This is a genomic window from Mycobacterium sp. 134 (assembly GCF_048282715.1).
Lineage (GTDB): Bacteria > Actinomycetota > Actinomycetes > Mycobacteriales > Mycobacteriaceae > Mycobacterium > Mycobacterium septicum.
Genome location: NZ_JBLVUN010000008.1, coordinates 5084724 through 5109022, shown reverse-complemented (window position 1 = coordinate 5109022; position 24299 = coordinate 5084724). Strand labels below are relative to the sequence as shown.

The following is a 24299-nucleotide window of genomic DNA, read 5'->3' as shown; positions in this document are numbered from 1 at the left end:
TCAGGCCGCCGGCTCGTGGGTCAGCTCTTTGAACCAGCTGGGTATCGGCCGCAGCAGTGTCTTCGGATAGCGGTCCGAGGCCCACACCATGGGATTGGCGATCCAGTGGTAGGGGTGGCGCGGGTTGGTGACCATGCGGCCGTGCAGCTTGAGCAGCTGATAGGTCGGTACCCGCCAGGTGTACTCACCGCGGCCGCCGATCTCCTTGAAGCGCATCATCGCCTTGTACAGCTTCTCCGGTTGCAGGCCCATGTCGACGATGTTGTTCCGCATCCGGTTGAGCAACGGTACGTACATCAACGTGCCGATGATCACTCCTGGCGACGCCACATTGCCGACGAATTCGACCGCGAGTCTCCGCGCGGTGGAATTGCCGATCATGTTGAGCACTTCGAAATCGACGGCGATATGGCGGGATTCGTCGTTGTTGATCTTCTCGAAGACCTGATGACAGACCGGGTCGTCGACCTCTTCGAGCAGGAACTTCAGCAATGCTCCGTCGAGAGCCACCTCGAGCATCGGGATGACGGTGCCGAGTACCGACAGCGACATGTTGTCGGAGAAGGTGTCGAGCCACTCGATGGCCAACCTGATGTTGACGTTAGGTTCAGGCATCTCGCCGTCCTCGAGCATGCCCCAGCGCTTCATCAGCGCCAGTTCGGCATTGGCGTGCCGCTGCTCTTCGGCGTGGAAGTAGCGGTAGATCTCGGCGATGGTCGGGGTCGGCGCCTTCTTGGCCAACGCGGCGAATCCACGCGCACCGACGTTCTCGATCCAGCACAGGTCGGCCATGAAAGCCTTGAGCTTGGGCCGCATCTCGTCGGTGATGGTCTCTGCGCCCGGTGCGTCCCAGTCGATGTCGGCAAGCGCCCACTGGCGGTCCTTGATCTTCGCCAGCATTCGTTCCATATCCATGGCCATTACGAAACCTCCTCAGAACTGGTGATGCGGGTGGTCAAGCCGACGGCGCGGGTGTACACGGTCGGGGTGAGTCGCTTGATGCCCCAGCCGATCCGGGCATCGGGCTGCGGCATGCAGTACAGGCCGCCACGGTCGTTGGTATCCAGACACATCCGGGCGACCCGTTCGGGGGAGAACCCGGTCCAGCGCATCAGCCGGTCGGCCAGCTGGGTCGATTGGGCTGTGATCCGGCCGGCTTCGACGATGTTGGTCTTGACGAACGTGGGGCACAGCACCGTGACGTTGATGCCGGTGCCGGCCAGCTCGGCGGCCAGGGTCTCCGACAGCGACAGTGTCCCGGCCTTGCTGACGTTGTAGGCGGCCATTCCCGGAGCCGCGCCGAAGGCGGCCGCGGACGCCACGTTGATGATGCCGCGGGGCTGATCACCTTCTGCGGCACGCAGAATGGGCGTGAACACGTGGCAGCCATGAATCGGCCCCCATAGGTTGATGCCGAGCACCCAGTTCCAGTCGTCGAGGGGGACCTCTCCGATCGGCCGGCCGCCCGCGCCGACGCCCGCGTTGTTGACGACCAGGGAGGGCGGCCCGTCGAACCAGGTTTGCGCGGCCTCGGCGAGGTGGGTGACCTCGTCGATCCGTGAGACGTCACAGCGCACCGCCGTGGCCTGTCCGCCGTCGGCGACGATGGCTTCGGCGGTGACGCGGGCCGCGGCCTCGTCGATGTCGCTGCACACCACCCGGCCGCCGCGGGAGGCCAGCTCGCGTGCGAAGGCGGCGCCGATACCGCTGCCCGCGCCGGTGACGACGGCGTCGGCATGCCGGCTGCGCTTGCGGCCCGATCCGAAGATGTTCATCCGGCCACCTCGACGGTCTTCTGATTGGTGTTGGAGCGCAGGGATTCCGAGATGAAGCCTGCCGCTTGTTGCATGGCTGGGACGGCTTCCGGACTGAGCCGGGGCAAGGCCTGGAAGACGTGTACCTGATCGGGCCACACCTGCAGTTCGGCATGGCCGCCCGCGGCGCGGATGTCCGCGTCGAGCGAGCGGGCATCGGCGAGCAACATCTCGACGCCGCCGGCCTGGATCAGGGTGCGCGGTAACTGTCGCCCGCCCGCGACGTCCAGGTTCAGCCGAGGATGGCTGACATCCACTTTCCCGCAATACAACTCGATGAGTCGAGCCGCGTCGGCGACGCGAATCGCCGGGTCGGGCTGCAGGCTCTCGCGGGTGCGGGCGAGGGTGAAGGTCAGGTCGATCAGCGGCGAGAACAGCACCAGTCCGGCCGGGTGCGCGACGTCGGTCTGCAGGAGCATATCCACGGCCAGGTGCCCTCCCGCGGAATCGCCGGCCATCACGATGTGGTCCGGACGGAGGCCGCGTTCGGTGCACAACCAATCCCAGCCGGCACGGACATCGTTGGCGGCGGCGGGGAACCGGTGTTCGGGAGCCAGCCGATAGTCGATGCAGAACACGGGCAGTCCGGTCAGACGCGACAGCCAAGCGGTGAGCCGCCGGTGCGTCCGCGGCGAGCACAGCGCGAATCCGCTGCCGTGGAGGTAGTAGATGGCACGTTCGCCTTCGGTCACCCCGGGGCCGCGCACCCATTCGCCCACGACGCGTCTGCCGTCGGCCATCCGCACGTCGACGCGTTCGACACGGGTGCCCGACAACGATGGACCGAAGGTGGCCATGATCCGCGCGATCAGCCTGCGTGAGGTCCACAGTCCCCATCCGGTATCCGGCGGCAGAGCCGCACTGACCTGGCGCAGGGTGAGGCTGCTGACTTTGGACGCGCTGCGGGACCGCACGGATCCGCGTCGGGCCGGGTGAATTCCGGTGGTTCCGGACATGGGGCCTCCTCATTGAAGCGTGTCTGGAGTACACCAGCAATTGATGACATTTGTCAATGTCACCAATTGATGATGGTTGCATCCAGCTCAGACCGGCCGAGGCTCAGCGCGCGGGGTCTCCGCGCCAACGAAAACTGTTGACGTACTTGCCCATATCCAGTGCGAGATCCAAGTTGGCGCCGGACGGAATGCCGGGGCCGAAATCGGGGCCGTACGCGTGATACGGGCCGGTCGCGACGGCGATCAGCGCCAGGTCGTTCTTCACCGCCGCGAGAATCACCACGCGTAACCGCATGTAGTCGCCGGTGGCGTTCTGCGGCCAGCTGTCGAGGACCATCCCGTACCCGGGTCGGTAGCCGACCATGGCATTCGGGATCTCATAGTCCATGTCGGCGTCGGGGTAGGTGTCCTCGATCAGGGCCGTGGCGATCTCCTTCGGTGTCCTTCCGGCTGCGGGCTCGCTGATGAGTTGCATGGTGCCGCCGTCTCCGACCAGAAGATCTGCCGTCACCCCGTTATCGGCGGTGGTGACCGTGTAGGCGGCACCGGTGGCCGGATAGGCGACCGAGAACCCGCCATCCGGGGCGGTGAAGTGGGGATTCGTCGCCACCGGCTCGAACGTCGGCGGACGGCCGCAGTCCGGCGGGCACACGTAACGTGCGGGGGCGGGGCTGGCCAATGCGGACACCCCGACGAGGGCCGCAGCCAACAACGCAACACCCGCACCCCACGCCTCCAGCAGCCGGCGGTCGCCGACCCGATGCGCCGGTGGCGACAACGCGCGGATCGCGACGCCACAGTCCGGGCAGAACCTCATATCGGGAACGGTGTGTTCGCATTGTGGGCACACCAGCGATCCGTCTGAATGAACGGCGGCGTCGGGGGTTTCGTAGAGTAACGCGAGCTGCAGCCCGACTCGCAGCGCGAGCATCGCCAGCGCCGTCACGGCCAGATGCACTGCCAACACCAGTATCTGAGACACCGGCGCGACGTCGATCAGCCCGAGAATCGCATAGCAGGCGGGGACGGTTGCGGCCGTCAATGCCACTGCCTTACGTACGGTCTTCGGGTTCTGCCGCGGGTTGTCCGGCGCCGGGGTGAACCACAAGGCGATACCGATGAGAGCTCCGGCGGCCCCAGCGGTCAAGGGCACCGCCACCGCCTGGATACCGGCCTGTACCAACAGCCCGCTCAATGGCCGGTCGTGGTCCACGATCCCGTCGTCGAACTGTGGAGCCAGCCGGCTCAGCGTGGCGGCCGCGGTGAACGCCAGCGCGCTCAGGGCGCCGATGGCAAAGCCGCCCAGCGATTTTCGTGGTCGCGGGGCGAACAGGCGGATCGCCACCGCCGGGATGAGCATCAGCAACATCGCGCCGAGCGGGACACCGAGGCCGTCGCGCATGATCCGGAACTGCGGGATGTCGACACCCATCGGCATGTCGTACTCGCGGGCCACCGCGGTTGCCGTCAGCAGGGTCCAGGCCGCCCCCAGGCCGGCGCCCAGGATGGCGGTCAGCAGCATCGTGCGCACCGGAACATCTTGGAAGACAACCGATCTGCTTACGTATGCGACGAACAGCAGCGGCACCCCGAAAGCGGCGAGCGCGTTCATCGCCGCCGGCAGTCGCAGCAGGGCACACGCGGCCACGGCGACCACCAGAACCACTATCGCCAGCCGGAACGGTGCGCGCGAATGCTGCGGCAGTTGGGGGAACAGCGAACTGACCACCGACGGCCGCAGCAGGTGCTCGCGGCCTGCGCAGTACGCGCGGATCCGCAACCACCCGGGCCCATCTCGCCGCGGATCCAGATGTGCACCGCATCGGCCGCAGAATGTGCCCGCCGGAACCTCGGCCCGGCACACCCGGCATTCGAGGGTGGGCAAGGTGTCGTCGGAGCCGGTTCCGGTGCTCATGGCGTGGGTGGCCGCACGGTCAACGGCCGGTATCCGACGGTGCTATTGCCGGTGGGGGCTGCCGATCCCGTGTCGCCCGGTGGGCGGCGCCGCCGGTTCCACGTGGGTGGGTGTGAATCTGTTGGCACCACCGGGAGTGACCTGCTTCTCGGTGGGCTCCGCGGGCGGCGGTGCCGTCGTGGTCGTCGTTGTGGTGGTCGGGGTGGGGCTCGTGGTCTCGGGCGCCTTTTCGCCCGTACCGCAAGCGCTGAGCCCGACCATTCCGACGATCGCGACCGAAGCCGCGGCGGCCGCGAGGCGACGAGTTGATGGGCGTGACCTCATGATTAGTCCTAACTGTCCCCCGCCTGGCGATTCGGGAACAGCGCCCGAATCGGATTGCCAGCAAACTCTAACCCGGCGCGGCCCGGCGTGGGCGTCAATTGTGAGTTTTCGATCGGCGGCGGCACCCTATCGAAAAGCTGGTTCAGCGGTCGGGATCTCCGCGCCAGCGGAAGCTGTTGACATATTTGCCCATGTCCAGCGCCAACTGCAGGTTCGCGCCCGAGGGTTTACTGGCGCCGGAGCCGGGGCCGAACTCCCGGTAGGGTCCGACGGCCGATGCGACAAGGGCGAGGTCGTCTTTCACTGCGACCAACACCAGGACCCGCATCCGCATGTAGTTACTTGTGGCGCCCTGGGGCCAGCAGTCGGCGACCAGTCCGAATCCCGGGTGATAACCGACCATCGCATTCGGGATGTTGTAGGCGGTCTTGGTGTCCGGAAAGGTCTTTTTGACCAGGGAATTGGCGATGTCCTCGGCGCTGCGTCCGCCTGCCGGCTCACTGAACAACTGCAGCATGCCGCCGTCACCGGCCTGGAATTCGGCGGTGACGCCGGCCGGGTTGGTGGTGACCTTGTATGCCGAGGAAGCCACCGGATAGGAGACCGAGAAGCTCCCGTCAGGGGCGGTGAACACCGGATTGATCGCCACCGCCTGCCCGGTCGGTGGCCGCCCACAGTCGGGTGGGCACATGTAGCGGGCCGGGGACTTGCTCGTGGCATGGGAGACCCAGACCAATGCACCGGCCACCAGGGCGATTCCGGTGCCCAGGATCGCCAGCAGCTTCAGGGCCGAGGTTCCGCGGACGGCTCGGGTCCCGCCCGTGGAAATGGGTACCGCGTAGCCGGGAAAGAACGTGCTCATCCGGCGCCGGCTCCCGGATCACGTACCGGGCGGTGTTCCCGGCGTTCTGCCCGGGATGTGCGTGACGATGCGTGGGTGGCCGCACCGCAGTGGGGGCAGAACGACATGTCGGGCACGACGTGACCGCAGCGTGGGCAGAAGATGGGTTGGTCTGAGGCGATCTCGTCCTGTGCTTCGTGCAGCAGCGCCAGATGCAGACCGACGCGCAGCGCCAAGATCGCCAGCAGCGCAACCCCGATGTGCACCGCCAGCTGGATCCACTGGGGGATCCGCGCAACATCGACAAGGCCCAGCGCGGTGTAGATGATCAGCACCGCGAACGCGCAGGAGAACATCACCAGCCGGACGTAGCCGACATGTTTGTCGGCCTTGGTGGCGGGGCGGGTGAACCACAACGCCGCGCCGATCAGGCCGCCGATGGCCGCTGCGGTCAAAGGTACGGCGACACCGCGGATTCCGGCTTCGACGATCAGCCCGGACATCGGGCGGTTACGGGCCACCATTCCGGTGGTGAGCTGGGGTGCCAGCCGGGTCAGGGTGGCCGCCGCGGTGAATGCCGTCGCACCGAGAGCGCCGACCATGAAGCCGTCCAACGATTCCCGGCTCGCCGGCGCAGCAGCCGGACCACGACGGCAGGTACCAGCATCAGGACCGCGCCACCCAGCGGAATGCCCAAGCCGTTGCGCACCATCCGGGATCCGGTCACTCCCACACCGAGTGGGACGCCATAGGACTTGGCCATGGCGTGGCCGGTGAGAAGCACCCAGCCCACGCCCAGCGCGACTCCCAGCACGATGGCCACCGCCAGATTGACGCGGTGCAGATCGCGGAACGCGTCGGACTCATAGAGGTACAGCAGGAACAGCAATGGAAGCCCGAGTGCGGCAACCGCGATCAGGGCCGCGGGCAGCCGCAACAGCGCACACGCCACCAACCCGGCCAGCAGGCCCAGCATCGCGATGCGGAACGGCATGCGGGACTGGTGCGACAGGTGGGGGAAAAGCGAGCTGGCGATCGACGGGCGTAGCAGGTGCTCATCGGGGGCGACGCAGGATGCGCTGAGGCGCAACCATTCCGGTCCGTCTCCTCGCTCCTTTTCGATCGGTACCCCGCACAGGCCGCAGTACTTGCCGTCCGGCACGTCGATCTTGCAGACGCGGCATTCGGTGGTGGGGACGTCGGTGTCGTCAGGCGTATCGGTCATCGGTTCGCCTTCTGCAGGACGAGAAGGTTCTTGGCGAGATTTTCCACGTCAGGTGTGCCCAGCCCGGTCACCAGGTCGTAGCCGGGTGCGGCGCTGGCCACCGCGTTGCCGCCGAGGGTGACGTCGCGGAACGCAGGCAGCGGTGCTCCTCTGGCGATGCGGTACAGCAGCGGATTGAAATCGCCGAGCGCGCGGCCACCGTTGGCGATCAGGTACTGATTCATCACCGCGGCCATCGCGGCCCACAGCGGTGCGGACTGCGAGGTCCCGCCCCCGACCAGAACCTGGCCGTTCAGAACGATTTTCACTCCGGTGAACGGGTCGGCGACGGCGGAGATGTCAGGAGTCAGCCGCTTCTGCTCGCCGCCGGCTTCGGTGCTGCCGGGGGCGGACAGCCCCTTCTGCCAGTCCGGGCGGTCGAACAGTGCGGACACGCCGCCGCCGGTGCCCTGCGACAGCGGAACGTCGAACCAGGCCTGCTCGGCCAGCCAGTCGCCGTCGGCGTCGGTGGACAGTGTCGTGCCGCCGACGTCGGTGATCTCCGGAAGGGAGGCCACCGAGTCGAGGCCGATGTCGTCCTTACCGGGTGCGGACGACCAGTCTTGTCCGCCTTTGCATTCCAGGCCGGCGAGGTCGCCGCTGGCGTTGAATGCCGTGGTGCCGTGGGTGTGTGCGGTGGCCAGTGCGGAGCGGACGGGGGCGAGATCGGCAGCGGTGATCAGCTTGTCGCAGCCCCAGCCGATCGAGAAGCTCCACACCGCGCCGGGGAACTGCTGGTCCGCGGACTCCAGCATCTTCCCGATCTTCTCGTAGGCACCGTCACCCTGCACTGTCGGCCTGGCGTTGACCACGACCTTCTGCGCATCGGGGGCGACGGCATGGGCGACCTGTAGGTCCATGGTGGTCTCACCACGAGGTGCGCTCGGTTGGCCGCCGACCACTGTCGGGGTGAACTCGGGCAGGCCGAATGTGGCGGCGAACGTGTCCAGATCGGCCTGGTCGAAACCGTCGAACGCGAAGAACACGATGGTCGTGCCCTTGCCGGTGAATCCCTGCTTCGCCAGGCCGGAAAGGTTGTAGGTGTTGAGCACCGCCTGCGGTGTCAGCCCTTGGTCCGGAACATCGGTGGGCAGGTTCCGTAGGTCCGGCAGCGACATCCGGTAGGGCGTGTAACCCAGGATGCGGCCGACCTCGGAGACCTCCCCGGCCAGCGGCTCGGGTACCGACGGCTGCTGTGGTGAGGCGTAGAACTCCTGACCTCGGCGGCCCCGGTAGTCATGGATGTCCACCCCGAAAGCGGATGCCATCGCGGCAGATTGGCCCTCGGCGATCGCCCAGGCATCACCGGGCCGCCACCGGATCGACAGTGAGCGTTGCTCGGCCCACCCGAACAGCGCAGCAGGCCGGGTGGTGCCGTGCAGCGTCATGGTCAACTGTGCCGAGCCGCGGTCGGCTGGCCCGAGATCGGTTGAGGCAGAAAGTAGTTGGGCGTACGGACCCGTGATCTGGGTGGGTCCGTACGCCCAATTGCCCGTGGACGGGCTGGTTCGCAGGTCGGAGACCAGCAGGGCGCTGAACAGGATCAGCGCCAGTAATGCCCGCCCGGGGGCGATGCTCTTCCCGGCCACTGGAGAACGACCGACTTTCTGCGCTCCGCGGCTAGTTGTCGCCGGGGATCGCGGTCGGGGCCGGGGGTGCCTTCACGCCGGGGGTGAACAGGTTGCCGCCGGTGGGGTTGATCGACTTCTCGGTCGGCTCGACCGTGGGCGGCGGGGCGGGGGTGGCCGGCGTGGTGGTCGTCGTCGTCGTCGTGGTGGTGGTCGGTGTGGTGGTCTCGGGACCCTTCTTCTCCTCGGTACCGCACGCGGCGGTGAACGAGATCATCCCGATGACTGCCGCACCGCCCGCGATGATGGTGAGCCGACGAGTCAACTGCCCAGACTTCATGATGGTGTCCTCACTGTCCCCCGTGCTTTACAGAACCTGGCCTTCGGTGAATCACTGCGGATTCCCACAACCAGTAACGCAAGTCGTGGCCAGTCCCATCCCGAAGCGGGTTCTGGTGAACCGAACTCTAACTTAAGGTCCGCGAGGTTGCAGAGCCATTTGCTGCAGGCACCGCCTATCAGGGTGGGCCTGCCGATGGCTTTCCTGGGGATAGCGGGACGACGTTACTTGCCGGGCATGTTTCGCCAGGTCCGGCAAGTCGTCCAAACAGCGGTCTACCCGGTGTTCGACCGGTTGCCGGGGATGGCCGTCGGTGCCGACGGTGCCTTCACGCCGGGGGTGAACAGGTTGCCGCCGGTGGGGTTGATCGACTTCTCGGTCGGCTCGACCGTGGGCGGCGGGGCGGGGGTGGCCGGCGTGGTGGTCGTCGTCGTCGTGGTGGTGGTCGGTGTGGTGGTCTCGGGACCCTTCTTCTCCTCGGTACCGCACGCGGCGGTGAACGAGATCATCCCGATGACTGCCGCACCGCCCGCGATGATGGTGAGCCGACGAGTCAACTGCCCAGACTTCATGATGGTGTCCTCACTGTCCCCCGTGCTTTACAGAACCTGGCCTTCGGTGAATCACTGCGGATTCCCGCTATTCGCAACGCAAATGGCGACCAGTCCCATCCCGAAGCGGGTTCTGGTGGGGCGAACTCTAACCCAGAGTTCACGCTGCCGCAGAACTGCTCCTGCCTGCCCTGCCTTGCCTGGTGGTCACCGGTGGCCGCGGCTTGACGCTGTCGGGGGGTAGGTGTTTACTCGAGCCATCGAACATACATTCGAAAGCGATAGCGAACAGATGGTGCGGGAGGTGTTGTTGTGACTGTTGCGGCGGAGCTCGATTTACACCGGCTCACCCGCTCCGAACAGGTAGAACACCTTCGGCGCAAGATTGCCTCGGTATCGGGGAGGGTTGGCCAGGCGCATCGCGGCATGCCCCGGGCCGCGGCGGTGATTCCGGCTCGGAAATCTTTGCTGGCGGAGCCTGAAACGCTGGTTGAGACGTTGCCGGAAGGCCTGCCGACGATGCTGCCGCGGGGGTCCGTCGCGGTGGCCTCGGGTGCCCGGTCGCTGTCGCTGGGCATGGTGGCGGCGGTGACGGCCTCGGGTGGGCATGCGGTGATCGTCGGCCAACCCGATGTCGGACTGTTGGCCGCGGTGGAGATGGGCGCCGATCTGAGCCGGCTCGCAGTGATCCCCGACCCGGGTGCCGACCCCGTCGAGGTGGCCTCGGTGCTGATGGACGGGATGGATCTGGTGGTGCTCGGACTGGGCGGACGTTCGGTACCGCCGAGCCGGGCCCGGGTGATGGTGGCACGGGCCCGGCAGAAGGCTGCACCCTGCTGATCACCGATGGTGACTGGCAGGGCGCGTCGGCCCGGCTGGAGGCCCGGGTCTCCGGCTATGAGGTGGCCGGCGCGGGCCGGGACACCCCGATGCCCGGGCGCGGCCGGATCAGCCGGGTCCGGCTGGCCATGCGTGCCCGGGAGCGGGGCACCGGATCGGCCGGCGCGGTAGGCGGATAGCTCGTGCCCGTGGAATCCAGGGTGCTGGCCCTCTGGTGTATGGATTGGCCGGCGGTGGCCGCGGCGACGGCGGCAGGATTGACGTCGACGGTGCCGGTCGCGGTCACCCTGGCCAACCGGGTGATCGCCTGCTCGGCGTCCGCACGTGCGGCCGGGGTCCGGCGCGGACTGCGGCGTCGCGAGGCGCAGGCCCGGTGCCCGCAACTGCACGTCGTCACCGCCGATCCGGCCAGGGACGCCCGCCATTTCGAGAACGTGACGCTTGCCGTCGACGATTTGGTGCCGCGCGCCGAGGTGCTGCGTCCGGGACTGTTGGTGCTCTCGGTGCGGGGTGCGGCGCGGTACTTCGGGTCCGAACCGGTTGCGGCCGAACGACTGATCGATGCCGTCGCAGCGGCGGGGGCCGAATGTCAGGTCGGTATCGCCGATCAACTTTCCACCGCGGTCTTCGCCGCTCGGGCGGGTTGCATCGTCGAACCCGGGAATGACGCCCGGTTTCTCTCCGGGTTGTCGATCCGGCAGTTGGCCACCGAACCGGCCTTGGCCGCTCCCGGCCGCGAGGACCTGGCAGACCTGTTGTGGCGGATGGGTATCCGAACTCTGGGGCAGTTCGCCGAGTTGTCCCGCACCGATGTCGCCTCCCGGTTCGGGGCCGATGCGGTGACGGCGCACCGGTTCGCCTGTGGGGAACCGGACCGGGGCCCCTCCGGGCGGGATCCGGCCACCGAACTCGATGCGGTGATGAACTGCGACCCGCCGATCGAACGGGTGGATGCCGCGGCCTTCGCGGGACGGTCACTGGCCAGTGATCTGCATCGTCATCTGGAGGCGGCCGGGGTGGGCTGTACCCGGTTGGCCATCCATGCCGTCACCGCCAATGGTGAAGAACTGGAACGGGTCTGGCGGTGTGCCGAACCGCTGACCGAGGATGCCACCGCCGACCGGGTGCGTTGGCAGCTGGACGGCTGGCTGAACCGGCGTACCTCTGAGCGGCCCACCGCCCCGGTGACGGTGCTGCGCCTGCGCCCGGTGGAGGTGGTCTCGGCCGCGGCGCTGCAGTTGCCGCTGTGGGGCGGGGTCGGGGAAGAGGACCGGCTGCGGGCCCGGCGTGCGCTGCTGCGGGTCCAGGGCCTGCTCGGCCAGGAAGCGGTGCAGGTGCCGGTGCTCAGCGGCGGCCGCGGGCCCGCCGAACGCATCACCTTCACTCCGTTGGGAGATGAGCCGGTACCGCGAGCCGATCCGCGACAGCCGTGGCCCGGCCAATTGCCCGAACCCTCGCCGACCGTACTGCTCGATGATCCGGTGGAACTTCTTGACGTACAAGGAAACCTGGTTCGGGTCACCAGCCGCGGGTTGTTCTCGGCCGATCCGGCGCAGCTTGCCGGCGCCGGCCGCCGTGACGGCAGGCTGCGCTGGTGGGCGGGACCGTGGCCGGTCGATGAGCGGTGGTGGGATCCGGAGAACCGAGGGGCCGGACGCACCGCGCGGGTCCAGGTGCTGCTGGGCCGCGACGAGAGGGACGGTGGGGGAGATCAGGCTCTGTTGCTGTGCTACCGGCAGCGCCGGTGGTATCTGGAGGGCGCCTATGAATGAGGGCGCTGGTGCCCTCAGCTCAGACGTTGCGCGAACTCCCCGACCCGGCCGATGAACCGGTCGAAGAACGCCGTCGGGTCGACCTCCGTGCCGATGAGCGCATTGGGCGGGCGGCCCCAGTGTCCACGCCAGTCGGCCACTGTCATGCCGCGGGTCAGGGTGCCCCTCAGTTCGACATCGACCGTGGTTTCCCGGCAATTCACCAATTCCGGGTCCAGCGCGACCGCGGCGGCGAGGGGATCGTGCAGGTGCGCCAGGTATCCGTCGCCGGTGTCGAAGTGGAACTCGAAGTAGAACCGCATGGAGTCCTCGAGGACGCGGATCAACGGATTGTCCGCCGTCGACCGCGTGCCCCGTTCGTCGAGCACGCTCATCGGCGCCGACGGCGATCCGGCCGCGGCCGCCAGCCGGTTCAGCAGCGCGGGCGTCATCGCGATGTTCTCGGTGAGGTTGAGGCCCAGCACGATCGGTACATGTGTCGCGTCGTCGAGACCCCAGGCGGCGGTCCAGCCGCCGAATACCTCGGCGGCGGACTCGGGATCCACACTGATGTTCCACTCCGACACAGGCGTGGTGTTGCCCCGGTAGTCGAAGGCCCCGCCCATGATGACCAGCCGGCGCAGCAGCTTGGGCAGGGTGGGCTCGGCGCGCATGGCCAGGGCCAGATTGGTCAGGGGGCCGGTGGCCAGCCCGATCAATTCACCCGGATACGCACGTGCAGCGCGCACCCAGGCCTCGGCGGCATCGTGTGCGGTCAGCAGCCGGTCGGTCTCGGGCAGCTGCGCGTATCCCAGGCCCTGTGGCCCGTGGGTGTCCTCGGCGGTGCGCAATGGTGCGCTCAGCGGCTGCTCGGCTCCCTTGGAGACCGGTACGCCCGTCACTCCGCACAGTTCCAGCAGGCCCAGATTGTTGGCGCAGACCTGTTGTACCGGAACGTTTCCCGCGGTCGAGGCGATGCCGACCAACTCGGCTTCGGGGCTGGCGAGCAGATATGCCAGCGCCATGGCGTCGTCGACACCGGTATCGACATCGGCGAACACGGGTAGCGACGTCACGTCGCCAACCTTAGGCGTGGGCGGGCTCACTGCTCAACAAATCGCAGGCCGACCAAGCCCACCACGATCAACGCGATGAATGTCACCCGCAGCGGTGTCAGCGCATCACCGAACAGCGCCACGCCGGCAATGGTGACCCCGACCGCGCCGATTCCGGCCCACACCGCGTACGCCGTGCCCACCGGAAGGTGTTTGACCACCAGGGCCAGGATCACGAAGCTGACCACCGCGGCGATCACGCACAGCACGCTCGGCCACAGTCGGGTGAAGCCCTCGGACTGTTTGATGGCCAGCGCCCAGATGATCTCCAGCAGTCCGGCGAGGACCAGCAGAACCCACGACATCGTTGCCTCCCGGGCGTCAGGCGTTGTAGCCGCCGTCGACGGTCAGGGTCGTGCCGTTCCCAGCGGAATGTTCGGGAGATCGGCGATGGCCTCGGGACTGTCGGCCGGCTTCATCTCGGCGCCTTCGGCCGCGAGGCGGCGCGCGATTGCCGCACCGATTCCGCGGCTGCCACCGGTGATGAGTGCGGCCTTGGATGTCAATGCCTTCAACGCCATACGTGGCTCCAATCCATTTTGTAATAGATACTACAAATATAGACTGTCCGTATGCCCCGTCAACCCACCGCACGCCGCGGCCGGCCACGTGCCTTCGACAGGGACACCGCGCTACAGGCGGCACTGGACGTGTTCTGGGAGCGCGGCTACGAGGGCACCCGGGTCAGCGACCTGACGGCGGCGATGGGCCTCAATGCCCCGAGCCTGTACGCCACGTTCGGCTCCAAGGAGGACCTGTTTCGCGAAGCGGTGGCGTACTACAACGCACCAGACCGTTCACCGACCACGATCGCGCTGCAGCGGCCCGGTCCGGTGCGGGATGCCGTCGAGGCCATGCTGCGTGACAACGTGCGCGACTATGCCGATCCGTCGACTCCGCCGGGCTGCCTGATCGTGCTCGCCGCCATCGCCTACTCGGCCGAAACCGAGGTGATGCGTGACCTGCTCAGGACCTGCCGCGGCGAGGATCGTGCGCGGCTACTGGCCCGGATCCGCGGCGGGATCGCCGACGGCGAGCTACCCCAGGATCTCGACGCGCAGCGCCTGGCCTCGTTCATGATCACGGTGCTGTACGGACTTTCCATCCAGGCCAGGGACGGTGCTTCCCGCGCCGACATGGATGCGACGGTGGACCTGGCAATGATGGCCTGGGACAACGCTGTTGGGTGAGCGCGCGGCCGTCGCGATCCGACCTACCAGTGCACCCCTGGCACCAACCGCACCGCCCGCTTGACCGGGCGCGCCACCGCGCGCGGGACCCGAATGTTGCGGGTGCTGCGGACCGGGCGCTTCGGGCGTCGTTGTGCCTCACCGCCGTCGGGCCGGTCGGCGCCGTCGCCGTCCAGCCCGCGCGCGGCCGCTGAGTCCGGGTAGCCCAGATACAGCTGATGCAGAACGCGGCGGGACAGTTTCGGGGTCAGATAGGTACCGAAATCGGCCATGGTGCCCAGCGGGGTGTCGATCCGGGCCGGCTTTTCCACCAGACCGCGCACCACCATGGCCGCGGCGTGCTCGGCGGAGATCGGGGGCACCGGGTTCAGTTTGCGCGAGGGTGCGATCATCGGCGTCTTCACCAGCGGCATATGGATATTGGTGAAGGTGATGTGATCCGACAGGGTCTCGGTGCCGACCACCTCGGAGAACGCGTCCAGTGCGGCCTTGGTCGGTAGGTAGGCGCTGTACTTCGGGCTGTTGGCCTGTACACCGGCGCTCGACACGTTGACCACATGGCCGAACCGGCGTTCGCGCCAGTGCGGCAGCAGCGCCAGCACCATCCGGACCGAGCCGAAGTAGTTGACCGCCATCACCCGCTCGTAGTCGTGCAACCGGTCCGTCGAATTCACCACGGAGCGCCGGATGGACCGGCCGGCGTTGTTCACCAGGTAGTCGACGTGGCCGAACCGGCCGAGGATGTCCTTGACCGTGTGCTCGACCGACGCCGAATCGGTGACGTCACAGGTGAATGCGTAGGCCTGACCGCCGGCCGCGCGGATCTCGTCGACCAGGCCGTCGAGCGCGTCGCCATTGCGCGCCAGGGCGAAAACGCAGCCGCCGCGTTCGGCGACGGCGATGGCCGAGGCCCGGCCGATGCCGCTGGAGGCGCCGGTGATGATGACGTGCCTGCCGACCAGGGGGCCGGACGGGTCGTCGCGCCGTGCCCGGTCCGGATCGAGGTGCTGGGCCCAGTACCGCCAGAGTTTCGGTGCGTACGAAGAGAATTCGGGAACCGCGATCCCGGTGCCGCGCAGCGCGGCGGTGGTGTTGTCCGCGGTGAAGGTCGGCCGCAACTCGACCACGTCGAGCACGTCGCCGGGGATACCCAGCTGGGTGGCGACGATGTTGCGCACCGCCTTGACCCGTCCCCGTGCCCGCAGCACCGGTGCCGCGGTGGCCCGCGGCAGCGATCCGCGCAGCGGTGGCAGCCCTGCCTCGGCGGCGACCCCGCGGTAGATCTCGCGCAGCCCGATGGTCTCCGGCGCGGTGAGGTGGAACGTCTCGCCGTCCTTGCCCTCGACGTGCATCAAATGAACGACCGCTTCAACAACGAAGTCCACCGGGACGACGTTGGTGCGGCCGCTGTCGGGCAGCATCATCGGCGTGAGCTTGGGCAGGCCGGCCAGCCGGGCCAGTACGCCGAAGAAGTAGTACGGGCCGTCGATCTTGTCCATCTCACCGGTCTGCGAATCGCCGACCACGACCGCCGGGCGGTACACCCGGTAGCGCAGGCCCGGTGCCGAGCGCACCAGCAGTTCGGCCTCGAACTTGGTCTGGTGATACGGCGTCGGCAGATCCTGTGCGACGTCGAAATCGGCCTCGGTGAACACGCCCCGATGGTTTCCGGCCACCGCGATCGAGGACACGTGGTGCAACGTGGCGTCCAGGCGTCGGGTCAGCTCGATCACCGAACGGGTGCCGTCCACGTTGGCGGCCCGTTGCTCGGATTCGCCGACGGTCATGTCGTAGATGGCCGCACAGTGCACGACGTGCGCGATGTCACCCAGCTCGGCGATATCGGTGTCGCTCAAGCCGAGGTCGGCCGCGGTCAGGTCGCCGACCAGCGGTTTCACCCGCTCGTCCCACTCTTGGGCGAGCCGCTCGAACCGCGTCAGCGATCCACGGCGCACCAGCACCCACACCTCGGCGCCGGGATCGCGGGACAGAATCCGGGTGATCACTCGGCGGCCAATAAACCCGGTACCGCCGGTAACGACATAACGCATGCGAGCCATCGTGGCCCTAGATCGGGCAAACGTCAACAAGGGCGGTCGACTCAACTATCGTCGGCACGCATGCCTCTCAATCCGGACGCCATTGGCGAGACGACCGATCCGATTCCGTTCGCATGGACCGACCGCGACACCCTGCTGTACGCCATCGGCGTCGGCGCGGGCACCGATGACCTTGCCTTCACCACCGAGAACAGCCACGAGATCGAACAGCAGGTGCTGCCGACGTATGCGGTGATCGCGTGCTCGGCGTTCCCGGCGGCACTCAAGATCGGCACCTTCAACTTCAGCATGCTGCTGCACGGCTCCCAGGAGATCCGGCTGCACCGGCCGCTGCCGCCGTCCGGCAAGCTGACCGTGGTCTCCGAGGTCGCCGACATCCAGGACAAGGGTGAGGGCAAGAACGCGGTGGTCATGCTCAAGGGCATCGGTTCCGATCCGGCCAGCGGCGAGGTCGTCGCGGAAACCCTTACCACCGTGGTGATTCGGGGCGAAGGCGGATTCGGCGGCCAGCCCGGGCAGCGCCCCGAGGCGCCGCAGATTCCCGACCGCGAACCCGACGCCCAGGTGGTGCTGCCGACCCGCGAGGATCAGGCGCTGATCTACCGGCTCTCCGGGGACCGCAACCCGCTGCACAGCGATCCGTGGTTCGCGCAGAACCTCGCCGGTTTCCCGAAGCCGATTCTGCACGGGCTGTGCACCTACGGTGTGGCCGGGCGAGCGCTGGTCGCCGAGCTCGGCGGCGGTGACGCCACGAAGGTTCATGCGGTGGCGGCGCGGTTCAGTTCGCCGGTGTTCCCGGGCGAGACGCTGACGACGTCGATCTGGCGTACCGAACCGGGACGGGCCGTGTTCCGCACCGAGGCCAGTGGGCCCGACGGTGCCGATGCCCGGCTCGTCCTCGAGGACGGCGCCGCCGAGTATGCGCAGTGATCCAGCCGGTCCGGCAATTTCGTAGAACCCCTGCACGTCGCGTGGTGGGTTGACAGGATCGACCCACTACAGTCGCACGGCGCGGTGCCGGGATGGGTGGTGGCAGATGACGCAGGTGAACCTGGTCGTTGGATATCTGGCCACTCCCGGTGGCGCTGATGCGTTGGCCTTGGCAGTCCGGTTCGCCCGAACCCTGGACGCCCAGATCAACATCTGCATCGTGCTACCGCCGGACACCGCGCCGCCGGGCACCGTGCCCAAAGGCGGCGGCTACGAGGAAGTGCTGGCCGAGCAGGCGCAGGGCTGGTTGGACGACGCCCTGGCGCTGGTGCCCGACGACGTTGTGGCACACCCGCATCTGAGCTTCGACGAGTCGTTCGCCGACGGCTTGATCCGCGAAGCGCTGCGGTTGCAGGCGATCGCCGTCGTGGTCGGCGGTGCCGGCGGGGGACTGGTCGGCAGCTACTCACTGGGATCGGTGGTCAACGAACTGCTGCACTCCTCGCCCGTTCCGGTCGCGGTGGCGCCGCGCGGAACCCGCGACTCGAAGATCGAGCGGGTGCACGAAATCACCTGTGCCATCGGCCAACGCCAGGGTTCGGATCTGTTGCTCGCCACCGCGGTACGGGCCAGTCGGGCCGCGGGCATCCCGCTGCGGCTGGTGTCGCTGGTCGCGCTCGATCCGACCTTCGGTTCGCTTCGCGGCGACGACGAGGCGGTCCGAGCCCATGCGCTCGCGCACGCGGAACGGACGCTGGAGGCTGCCAGAGATGAACTGCCTGCCGACTTTCCGGTGACCTCGACGATCGTGAACGGGCCCAGCGTCGAGGCCGCGGTCGAGCAGCTGGGCTGGGACGAAGGCGACGTCATCATGGTCGGATCCAGCCGGCTCAGCGCACCGCGGCGGATCTTCCTCGGTTCCACCGCGGCCAAGATGCTGCGGGTGCTGGACGTGCCCATGGTGGTTGTGCCCCGGGATGAACTGAAAGACGGCGAGGACCACTCATGACCGAGTCCGCATCGGAATCCGCGGCCCATCAGAAACTCGAGGCGGCCGAGCAGGCCGGCGGGCTGGTCTCCAAGGGGCTCGCCGCGGGCAAGGTCGGTACGTTCTCGGGTGCGATCCTTGGGATTTCGTGTGTGGCACCCGGGTACACACTGACCGCGAGCATCGGGTTGATCGTCGCAGCCGTCGGACTGAAGATGCCGGCGATCTTCATCGCCGGGTTCATCCCGATGTTCCTGACTGCCTATGCCTATCGCGAACTGAATTCGCGCGCACCCGACTGCGGCGCGTCGTTCACGTGGTCCACCAAGGCATTTGGCCCATACGTCGGCTGGATGTGCGGGTGGGGCATGGTGATGGCCTCGATCATCGTGCTGTCCAACCTGGCCGCCATCGCAGTCGAGTTCTTCTACCTGTTCATCGCCCGGATCACCAACCACCACTCGATCGCCGAGCTCGCCGACAACAAGGCCATCAACATCCTCACCACACTGGTGTTCCTCGCCATTGCCACCGCTATCGCCAGCCGCGGTATCACCACCAGTGAACGGGTGCAGTACGTGCTGGTCGGGTTCCAGATGGTGGTACTGCTGGCGTTCGCGGTGATGGCGTTGGTGCATGTGGGTCGCGGCGACGCTCCGGCCGGGCTGTCCTTCGACCTGGACTGGTTCAATCCACTCACCGGACTTACCTTCGGCGTCTTCGCCGTTGGTGTGACCGGGTCGATATTCGCGTTCTGGGGCTGGGACACCTGCCTGACGCTGGGGGAGGAATCCAAGGACCCGACGAAGGTGCCGTGGGCCGGCCTGTTGTGCGTGCTGTCCATCCTGGCGACGTATCTGCTCATCGCGGTGGCGGTGATGATGTACGCCGGTGTCGGTGAAACCGATCTGGGCCTGGGCAATCCCGACAACGCGGAGAACGTCTTCGCCGCGCTGGCCGACCCGGTGCTGGGCACCTATGCCGGACCGCTGCTGTTCCTGGCGATCCTGGCCTCGTCGGTGGCGAGCCTGCAGACCACTTTCCTGCCCGCCGCGCGGGCCATGCTGGCGATGGGGGCCTACAAGGCGTTCCCGCCCAGGTTCGCCGAGGTCAGCCCGCGTTATCTGGTGCCCACCTTCGCTACCGTCGTGGCCGGCGTGGTCACCGGGGTGTTCTACACGGTGGTGAGTCTGCTGTCCGAGAGTGCGCTACTGGATACCATTGCCGCCCTTGGCATCATGATCTGCTGGTATTACGGCATCACCGCGTTCGCCTGCGTCTGGTACTTCCGCGGGGAGTTGTTCGCCAGCATTCACAACGTGCTGTTCAAGTTCCTGTTCCCGTTGATCGGCGGCCTGGTGCTGGCCTGGGTGTTCGTCCTGGCGATCAAGGAGAGCATGGACCCGGAGAACGGCAGCGGCGCCGCGATCGGCGGTATCGGGCTGGTGTTCTTCATGGGCTTCGGCATCCTGCTGCTCGGCGTCGTGCTCATGTTCGTCTGGCGCTCGGTCAGTCCGACCTTCTTCAGGGGCGAGACATTGCGGCGCGACACACCGTCGCTCGTCGAGTAGGCCCGACTACGTGATCAGCTTCCGGCCGCGCCGCCGATCCCGGAGTTGCCCTTGTTGTGTGCCAGCTCGAACGGATCGAGGAGATCCCACACCGTTGCCACCGCCTGGACCTTGAGGGCAGCGCCCGGCTCTTCCAGGTTGATCAAGTCGGCGACGATGTCGTAGCCGTAGTACACCGCCGAACCGGGCGGGGTGGTCTTGATCAGCTCGTTGATGATCGTCTGCCGGGCGTCCAGGGCCTCCGGTCCGCTTCCCAGCGCAGGCGCCAGGCTGGGCAGAATCTTGCTGATCGGAATCACCGCGTTCACCCACGGCACGATCTGGCTGCCCCGGTAGATCTGCTCGGTCGCCTCACGCACGAAGGGATCGAGTTCATCGGGTGACGCATCCATCAGTGCGTTCCGGAGATTCATGATCGCCTCGGGGAGATCCGTCGGCTCCGGATCATCGGCCCGGAACGGGTTGGGGTTCCACGGTGTATCCGCCTGTGCCTCAGGGGTATCGGCCTGGGTCTGCACCGCGCCGACCTTCGGGGTGGCCAAGGTCTTGCTCTTCGGCAGCGCGACGGACTCGGTCTCCGGCTTGTCCTCCACCACGGGCGCGGGCTTGGGAGCCGCGGCCTGCTTGGGGGTGAACAAGTCCTTGAGCTTTGTGACCTGCTCGGCCTCGAACTCCTTGGCACTGGGCTTCGGCGTGAGCTTGGCCGACACCGGCTTGGCGGGCTTGGCGTCCTGGACGGCCTTGGTGACGTGTGCGGCCGCCTTCTCGATCTTGTCGGCCTGCTTGTCGATGTTGTCCTTGACGCTGTCCTTGAACGTGGACAGGGGCTTGGCCCGCTTGGTGTCACCGGTCTTGGTCGCACCGCGCTTGGGCCCGGCGTTGACGTGCTGCGATGTGCTGCTGGTCGAGTCCTTGGAGGCCCCGTCCGCCGAATCGGCGTGAGCGGTGCCCTGGCCGGCCACGGCGATCGCCGCCCCTACTCCCGCCGCTACCGCGACACCTCCGACGTAGCCGATGTACCTCGTTGACGCCATTGCCGTCCTTTCACAGCCGATCCCCAGCCCACGGGAATCGTAGGGGGCCGCGGCGTGATCGGCATCACGAGGTGACCTACACCCACTTGCCGCCGTCGACCCGCAACGTCGCACCGGTGACGAAGGAGGCCCGGTCGCTGCACAGCCAGGCCGCGGCCTCGGCGATCTCGGCGGGCTGCGCCCCACGTCGCAGCGGGGTGTCGGCGATGAGACTGTCGAGGACTCCGGGACTGGCGTCATCCCACTCCTGGATCATGTCGGTCAACGTCGGACCGGGCGCCACGCCGTTGATCCGGATGCCTTCGGGGCCGTAGGTGACCGCGGCCGATTCGGTGAGGCTGTTGACGGCCCGCTTCATGGCGCCGTAGGCCGGCAGCTCCGGGTTGCTGTGAAAGCTGCCGATGCTGGAATTGTTAACGATCGCACCGGTTTTCGCGGTGGCGCGGATCGCGGCGACCTCCGCGCTCAACGCCAGCCACACCCCTTTGAGGTTGACGCGGTAGACGTGGTCGAAGTCGTCCTCGGTCACCTCGTCGAGCGGGCCCGGCGGTTGGATCGTCGCGCCGTTGTTGAAGGCGACATCGAGACGGCCCCAGAGTTCGACGGTGCGCTCCACGGCGGCCCGCACGCTGTCGCCGTCGGCCAGATCGCAGACCACGTACTCGGCGGTGCCGCCGGCCGCCCGGATGTCGTCGGTGACCGTCTTGAGCTGTGTCTCGGTCCTGGCCGCCAGCAGGACGCTCGCCCCTTCGGCGGCGAACAGCCGCGCGGCGGCGGCGCCGATGCCGCGTCCCGCGCCGGAGATGAATGCGATCTTGCCGTCCAACAGACCGGCCTTCGTCGGAGAAGTCATGACGACGAGCCTGCGCCGGGTCGCGCACCGCATCCAGGTATCGGTGGTACCAGGCTGTGAGGCGGCGCGGTTCGGCGACGGCCGGGAGAATGGACCCGTGGACAAGCGAGAGCTCGGTGCGTTCCTGCGCAGCAGGCGCGAGCGGATCAGTCCCGCCGAGGTGGGCCTGCCGGCCGGTCCGCGGCGCCGTACCCCGGGGCTGCGCCGCGACGAGGTCGCGCACCTGGCCTTCATCTCCACCGAGTACTACACGCGCCTGGAGCAGGCCCGTGCGCCGCACCCGTCGGGCGAGGTGCTGTCGGGTCTGGTTCGGGCGCTGCGGCTGTCCGATGTCGAGCGGGCCCACCTGTACGTGTTGGCCGGGGTCGAACTGAAAGGGCCGACAGGTCCGCCGCGGGTGGTCCGGCAGAGCATCCTGGATCTGCTGCGACGACTGCCGCAGGCCGCCGCGATCGTGGTGTCCGCGACGTATGAGGTGCTCGCCTGGAACGACCTGGCCTGTGCGCTGATGGAGGATTTCTCGGCGTTGTCGCGCCGGGACCGAAATCTGGTGCGACGGGCGTTTCTCGGTCCGCATCCGGACGATGGCCGACGTCTGTACGGCGTGTCCGATGCCGAGGAGTTCTCCCATACCGCCGCCCAGCACCTGCGTGCGACCGCCGCGCGATACCCCGATGATCCCGAAACCGCGGACCTGATCGCCGAATTGCGTTCTGGTAGCGATGAGTTCGCTCAGCTGTGGGATGCCCGTGATCTGGTCGCCCAGCCCACCTTGTGTAAGACGTTCGCGCATCCGACGGTCGGCCCGGTCTCGGTCAACTGCGACACGCTCGATATCGCCGACCGCGACCAACGCGTCATCATCTACACCCCGGAACCGGGCTCGCCCTCGGAGGAGGCGATGCGCCTGCTTGCCGTTCTGGGCACTCAGCGGATGGACATCCCGGGCTGAGCCAGCCACTCGGTGAACTGCCGGCCCTCGTCGGCCGCCCAGCGCGATGGCGGAGATGCGTCGAGATACGACTCCAGGATTCGTTCGGTCTGGTCCGGTCCGCGGGTCTCGATCAGGGTGCGCAGCAGATCGGGACGAGCCAGGGTGAGTTGGCCGAGCCGGGCCCGGTCGGCCAACCCGCGCAACAACTGCATGGCCGGATCGTCGGTGGGCGGCTCGGCGCTCGCGCGTGCCGTGTACGCCGCCAGCCGTCGCTCCCACTCCCGGGTCCCGGTCAGGTCGTGATCGGCGCGGGGGCCGATGGGCGCTCGGGGCGCTGCCGCAGCGGTGCGAAACGGCTGCTCGACGGGCGTGCCGTCGCAGATGCGATGCAGTGCCTGCAGGATCGCCCGCAGGCCGGCCGCACCGAGCGACACCATCGACGTGGGTACTGCTTCGAACACCACCGCGCGCAGTTGCGGCAGCCGCGGGATCGTGGCAGCCAGCAGGGACAGCAGCTCCAGATCCGGACCGCCGATGTGGGCATCGAGGTAGTAGCCGTCCAGCTCGAAGCCGCCGGCGACGTGGATCTCCAGCACCCGGTCCAGCGGCAGGGTGTCGAGGATGTCCTCGACGGGTTGGCGTCCGTTGCGTTCGTTGGCCAGCAGGTTGTGCAGGTCGAGCAGGATGCCGCAGTCGGCCCGCTCGGCGATCTCGGCGATGAAGCTGCCGTCGGCCAGCTCTCCCGGGCGCGGCCGCAGATAGTTGACTCCGGTCTCGATGAGAAATGGCCGCTCTGAACAGGTTTGGTAGCTCGCGATGTGTTCGACGGCCGCGTCGACTCCGGCCGGGGTCTGCGCCGGCGGCAGGAGGAATCCGGCGTCGAGGTCGTGCCCCGCGTGACGTACCTGGTTGAACGACAGGTGTTCGCTCCAGTGCGTGGCCCCGAGCCGTTCGGCGCAGCGGGCGGCCAGTGCCACCCCGGCCGGGTCCGGGGCTGTGCAGCCGCCGACCGGGAAGCCCACCCCGTGCACCAGGATGGGACGGTCTCGGCTCTCGACCCAGTCGAACGCGGGCTCGTTGATGTCCCAGCTGGTTTGTCGTGGTGTCCACATCGTCTGCGGCTCGACCTCGACCACGTCGACGAGGTCGGCCACTTCACTCCAGACCAAATCCAGTCCGGTGGTGGCGATGACGCCGACGCCGAGATCGAGCCGCGACATCGACCGCTAACCCGTGGTGGGCGTGGCGACGCCCTCTTCGTTGATGACGAAGTCGGAGAATCCCTGCCAGTGCAGGTCCAGTCCGGAGTGGCAACCAGGGCAGCCGGCCTGCCCGAGCACACTGGCCTGTGCCTTCTGGAACTTCTTGAGGTCGAACAGCACCGAATCGGGGGCGCTGATCCGGATCCGGTCCCGTGGGGGCAGCGGCTGTGGGTTCAAATCGGCCATGATGCGAGTCCT

25 protein-coding genes and 1 pseudogene are annotated in these 24299 nt (G+C 67.6%); 7 read left to right on the top strand and 19 right to left on the bottom strand.

The annotated features are described in order from the left end of the window. The 11 genes from ACNQVK_RS29165 to ACNQVK_RS29115 form a co-directional block, all read right to left on the bottom strand. Complete coding sequence (locus ACNQVK_RS29165; RefSeq protein WP_409550392.1) at positions 1-921, bottom strand: ferritin-like domain-containing protein; 921 nt, start codon at positions 919-921, stop codon at positions 1-3. Beyond that, complete coding sequence (locus ACNQVK_RS29160) at positions 921-1775, bottom strand: SDR family NAD(P)-dependent oxidoreductase (protein WP_409550393.1); 855 nt, start codon at positions 1773-1775, stop codon at positions 921-923. Before ACNQVK_RS29160 ends, ACNQVK_RS29165 begins: the two co-directional genes overlap by 1 nt. Then, a complete protein-coding gene (locus ACNQVK_RS29155) occupies positions 1772-2770 on the bottom strand; it encodes an alpha/beta hydrolase (RefSeq protein ID WP_418032301.1) in 999 nt (332 codons plus the stop codon). Before ACNQVK_RS29155 ends, ACNQVK_RS29160 begins: the two co-directional genes overlap by 4 nt. Before the next feature lie 103 nt (positions 2771-2873). Continuing rightward, the gene (locus tag ACNQVK_RS29150; protein ID WP_418032300.1) at positions 2874-4685 is read right to left on the bottom strand and encodes a zinc ribbon domain-containing protein; all 1812 of its coding nucleotides are present in this window, start codon (positions 4683-4685) and stop codon (positions 2874-2876) included. A 42-nt stretch (positions 4686-4727) separates the two neighbouring features. After that, on the bottom strand, positions 4728-5009 hold the full coding sequence (locus tag ACNQVK_RS29145) for a hypothetical protein (RefSeq protein WP_418032299.1): 282 nt from the start codon (positions 5007-5009) through the stop codon (positions 4728-4730). A gap of 142 nt (positions 5010-5151) precedes the next feature. After that, positions 5152-5871, bottom strand: coding sequence for a hypothetical protein (locus ACNQVK_RS29140; RefSeq protein WP_418032298.1), 720 nt, complete (start codon positions 5869-5871; stop codon positions 5152-5154). Continuing rightward, entirely contained in the window at positions 5868-6452 is a 585-nt protein-coding gene (locus ACNQVK_RS29135) for a zinc ribbon domain-containing protein (RefSeq protein WP_418032297.1), read from the bottom strand. The genes ACNQVK_RS29140 and ACNQVK_RS29135 overlap by 4 nt, the downstream gene beginning before the upstream one ends. Beyond that, the gene (locus ACNQVK_RS29130) at positions 6404-7075 is read right to left on the bottom strand and encodes a hypothetical protein (RefSeq protein WP_418032296.1); all 672 of its coding nucleotides are present in this window, start codon (positions 7073-7075) and stop codon (positions 6404-6406) included. The genes ACNQVK_RS29135 and ACNQVK_RS29130 overlap by 49 nt, the downstream gene beginning before the upstream one ends. Further along, positions 7072-8703 (bottom strand): S53 family peptidase, encoded by a 1632-nt coding sequence (locus ACNQVK_RS29125; RefSeq protein WP_418032295.1) that lies wholly within the window; start codon positions 8701-8703, stop codon positions 7072-7074. Before ACNQVK_RS29125 ends, ACNQVK_RS29130 begins: the two co-directional genes overlap by 4 nt. 31 nt (positions 8704-8734) lie before the next feature. Continuing rightward, positions 8735-9022: a hypothetical protein gene (locus tag ACNQVK_RS29120; RefSeq protein ID WP_276126643.1), complete on the bottom strand. Its 288-nt coding sequence runs from the start codon at positions 9020-9022 to the stop codon at positions 8735-8737. Positions 9023-9297: 275 nt separating this feature from the next. Then, entirely contained in the window at positions 9298-9594 is a 297-nt protein-coding gene (locus ACNQVK_RS29115; protein WP_418032294.1) for a hypothetical protein, read from the bottom strand. 291 nt (positions 9595-9885) lie between these two features. Between ACNQVK_RS29115 and ACNQVK_RS29110 the strand changes: the two are divergent. Both ACNQVK_RS29110 and ACNQVK_RS29105 read left to right on the top strand, forming a co-directional pair. Next, positions 9886-10592 (top strand): annotated as a pseudogene (locus ACNQVK_RS29110) (hypothetical protein). Positions 10593-10631: 39 nt separating this feature from the next. Further along, a complete protein-coding gene (locus tag ACNQVK_RS29105) occupies positions 10632-12185 on the top strand; it encodes a DNA polymerase Y family protein (protein WP_418034406.1) in 1554 nt (517 codons plus the stop codon). Positions 12186-12199: 14 nt separating this feature from the next. On the opposite strand, the gene ACNQVK_RS29100 is transcribed toward ACNQVK_RS29105, so the two are convergent. Genes ACNQVK_RS29100 through ACNQVK_RS29090 form a run of 3 tightly spaced genes read right to left on the bottom strand, consistent with a single transcriptional unit; the run spans position 12200 to position 13800 of the window. Next, positions 12200-13240 carry a nucleoside hydrolase gene (locus tag ACNQVK_RS29100; RefSeq protein ID WP_418032293.1) on the bottom strand — a complete coding sequence of 347 codons (1041 nt, stop codon included), beginning with the start codon at positions 13238-13240 and terminating at the stop codon, positions 12200-12202. Positions 13241-13266: 26 nt separating this feature from the next. Further along, on the bottom strand, positions 13267-13584 hold the full coding sequence (locus ACNQVK_RS29095) for a DMT family transporter (RefSeq protein WP_418032292.1): 318 nt from the start codon (positions 13582-13584) through the stop codon (positions 13267-13269). A 42-nt stretch (positions 13585-13626) separates the two neighbouring features. Further along, positions 13627-13800 carry an SDR family NAD(P)-dependent oxidoreductase gene (locus ACNQVK_RS29090; protein ID WP_418032291.1) on the bottom strand — a complete coding sequence of 58 codons (174 nt, stop codon included), beginning with the start codon at positions 13798-13800 and terminating at the stop codon, positions 13627-13629. Between the two features lie 51 nt (positions 13801-13851). Here ACNQVK_RS29090 and ACNQVK_RS29085 point away from each other — a divergent pair, with 51 nt between their 5' ends. After that, complete coding sequence (locus tag ACNQVK_RS29085; protein ID WP_418032290.1) at positions 13852-14469, top strand: TetR/AcrR family transcriptional regulator; 618 nt, start codon at positions 13852-13854, stop codon at positions 14467-14469. 23 nt (positions 14470-14492) lie between these two features. Here the strand turns inward: ACNQVK_RS29085 and ACNQVK_RS29080 are convergent, their stop codons facing one another. Beyond that, positions 14493-16520 carry an SDR family oxidoreductase gene (locus ACNQVK_RS29080; RefSeq protein WP_418032289.1) on the bottom strand — a complete coding sequence of 676 codons (2028 nt, stop codon included), beginning with the start codon at positions 16518-16520 and terminating at the stop codon, positions 14493-14495. Positions 16521-16589: 69 nt separating this feature from the next. Here ACNQVK_RS29080 and ACNQVK_RS29075 point away from each other — a divergent pair, with 69 nt between their 5' ends. The 3 genes from ACNQVK_RS29075 to ACNQVK_RS29065 all read left to right on the top strand — a co-directional run bounded on the left by ACNQVK_RS29075 (position 16590) and on the right by ACNQVK_RS29065 (position 20018). After that, positions 16590-17459 carry a MaoC/PaaZ C-terminal domain-containing protein gene (locus ACNQVK_RS29075; RefSeq protein ID WP_418032288.1) on the top strand — a complete coding sequence of 290 codons (870 nt, stop codon included), beginning with the start codon at positions 16590-16592 and terminating at the stop codon, positions 17457-17459. A 115-nt stretch (positions 17460-17574) separates the two neighbouring features. Then, a complete protein-coding gene (locus tag ACNQVK_RS29070; protein ID WP_418034404.1) occupies positions 17575-18468 on the top strand; it encodes a universal stress protein in 894 nt (297 codons plus the stop codon). Then, on the top strand, positions 18465-20018 hold the full coding sequence (locus tag ACNQVK_RS29065) for an APC family permease (RefSeq protein WP_418032287.1): 1554 nt from the start codon (positions 18465-18467) through the stop codon (positions 20016-20018). Before ACNQVK_RS29070 ends, ACNQVK_RS29065 begins: the two co-directional genes overlap by 4 nt. 14 nt (positions 20019-20032) lie before the next feature. Here the strand turns inward: ACNQVK_RS29065 and ACNQVK_RS29060 are convergent, their stop codons facing one another. Both ACNQVK_RS29060 and ACNQVK_RS29055 read right to left on the bottom strand, forming a co-directional pair. Continuing rightward, a complete protein-coding gene (locus ACNQVK_RS29060) occupies positions 20033-21052 on the bottom strand; it encodes a hypothetical protein (RefSeq protein ID WP_418032286.1) in 1020 nt (339 codons plus the stop codon). Positions 21053-21128: 76 nt separating this feature from the next. Then, positions 21129-21905 carry an SDR family NAD(P)-dependent oxidoreductase gene (locus ACNQVK_RS29055; protein WP_418032285.1) on the bottom strand — a complete coding sequence of 259 codons (777 nt, stop codon included), beginning with the start codon at positions 21903-21905 and terminating at the stop codon, positions 21129-21131. Between ACNQVK_RS29055 and ACNQVK_RS29050 the strand changes: the two genes are divergently transcribed. Beyond that, positions 21904-22857: a helix-turn-helix transcriptional regulator gene (locus ACNQVK_RS29050; protein WP_418032284.1), complete on the top strand. Its 954-nt coding sequence runs from the start codon at positions 21904-21906 to the stop codon at positions 22855-22857. The two genes, ACNQVK_RS29055 and ACNQVK_RS29050, sit on opposite strands and share 2 nt — an antisense overlap. On the opposite strand, the gene ACNQVK_RS29045 is transcribed toward ACNQVK_RS29050, so the two are convergent. Together ACNQVK_RS29045 and ACNQVK_RS29040 are read right to left on the bottom strand one after the other, a co-directional pair. Continuing rightward, positions 22833-24059 (bottom strand): DUF692 domain-containing protein, encoded by a 1227-nt coding sequence (locus ACNQVK_RS29045; RefSeq protein ID WP_418032283.1) that lies wholly within the window; start codon positions 24057-24059, stop codon positions 22833-22835. The genes ACNQVK_RS29050 and ACNQVK_RS29045 overlap by 25 nt on opposite strands. Positions 24060-24065: 6 nt before the next feature. After that, positions 24066-24287: a hypothetical protein gene (locus ACNQVK_RS29040; protein ID WP_418032282.1), complete on the bottom strand. Its 222-nt coding sequence runs from the start codon at positions 24285-24287 to the stop codon at positions 24066-24068. Positions 24288-24299 lie beyond the last annotated feature (12 nt).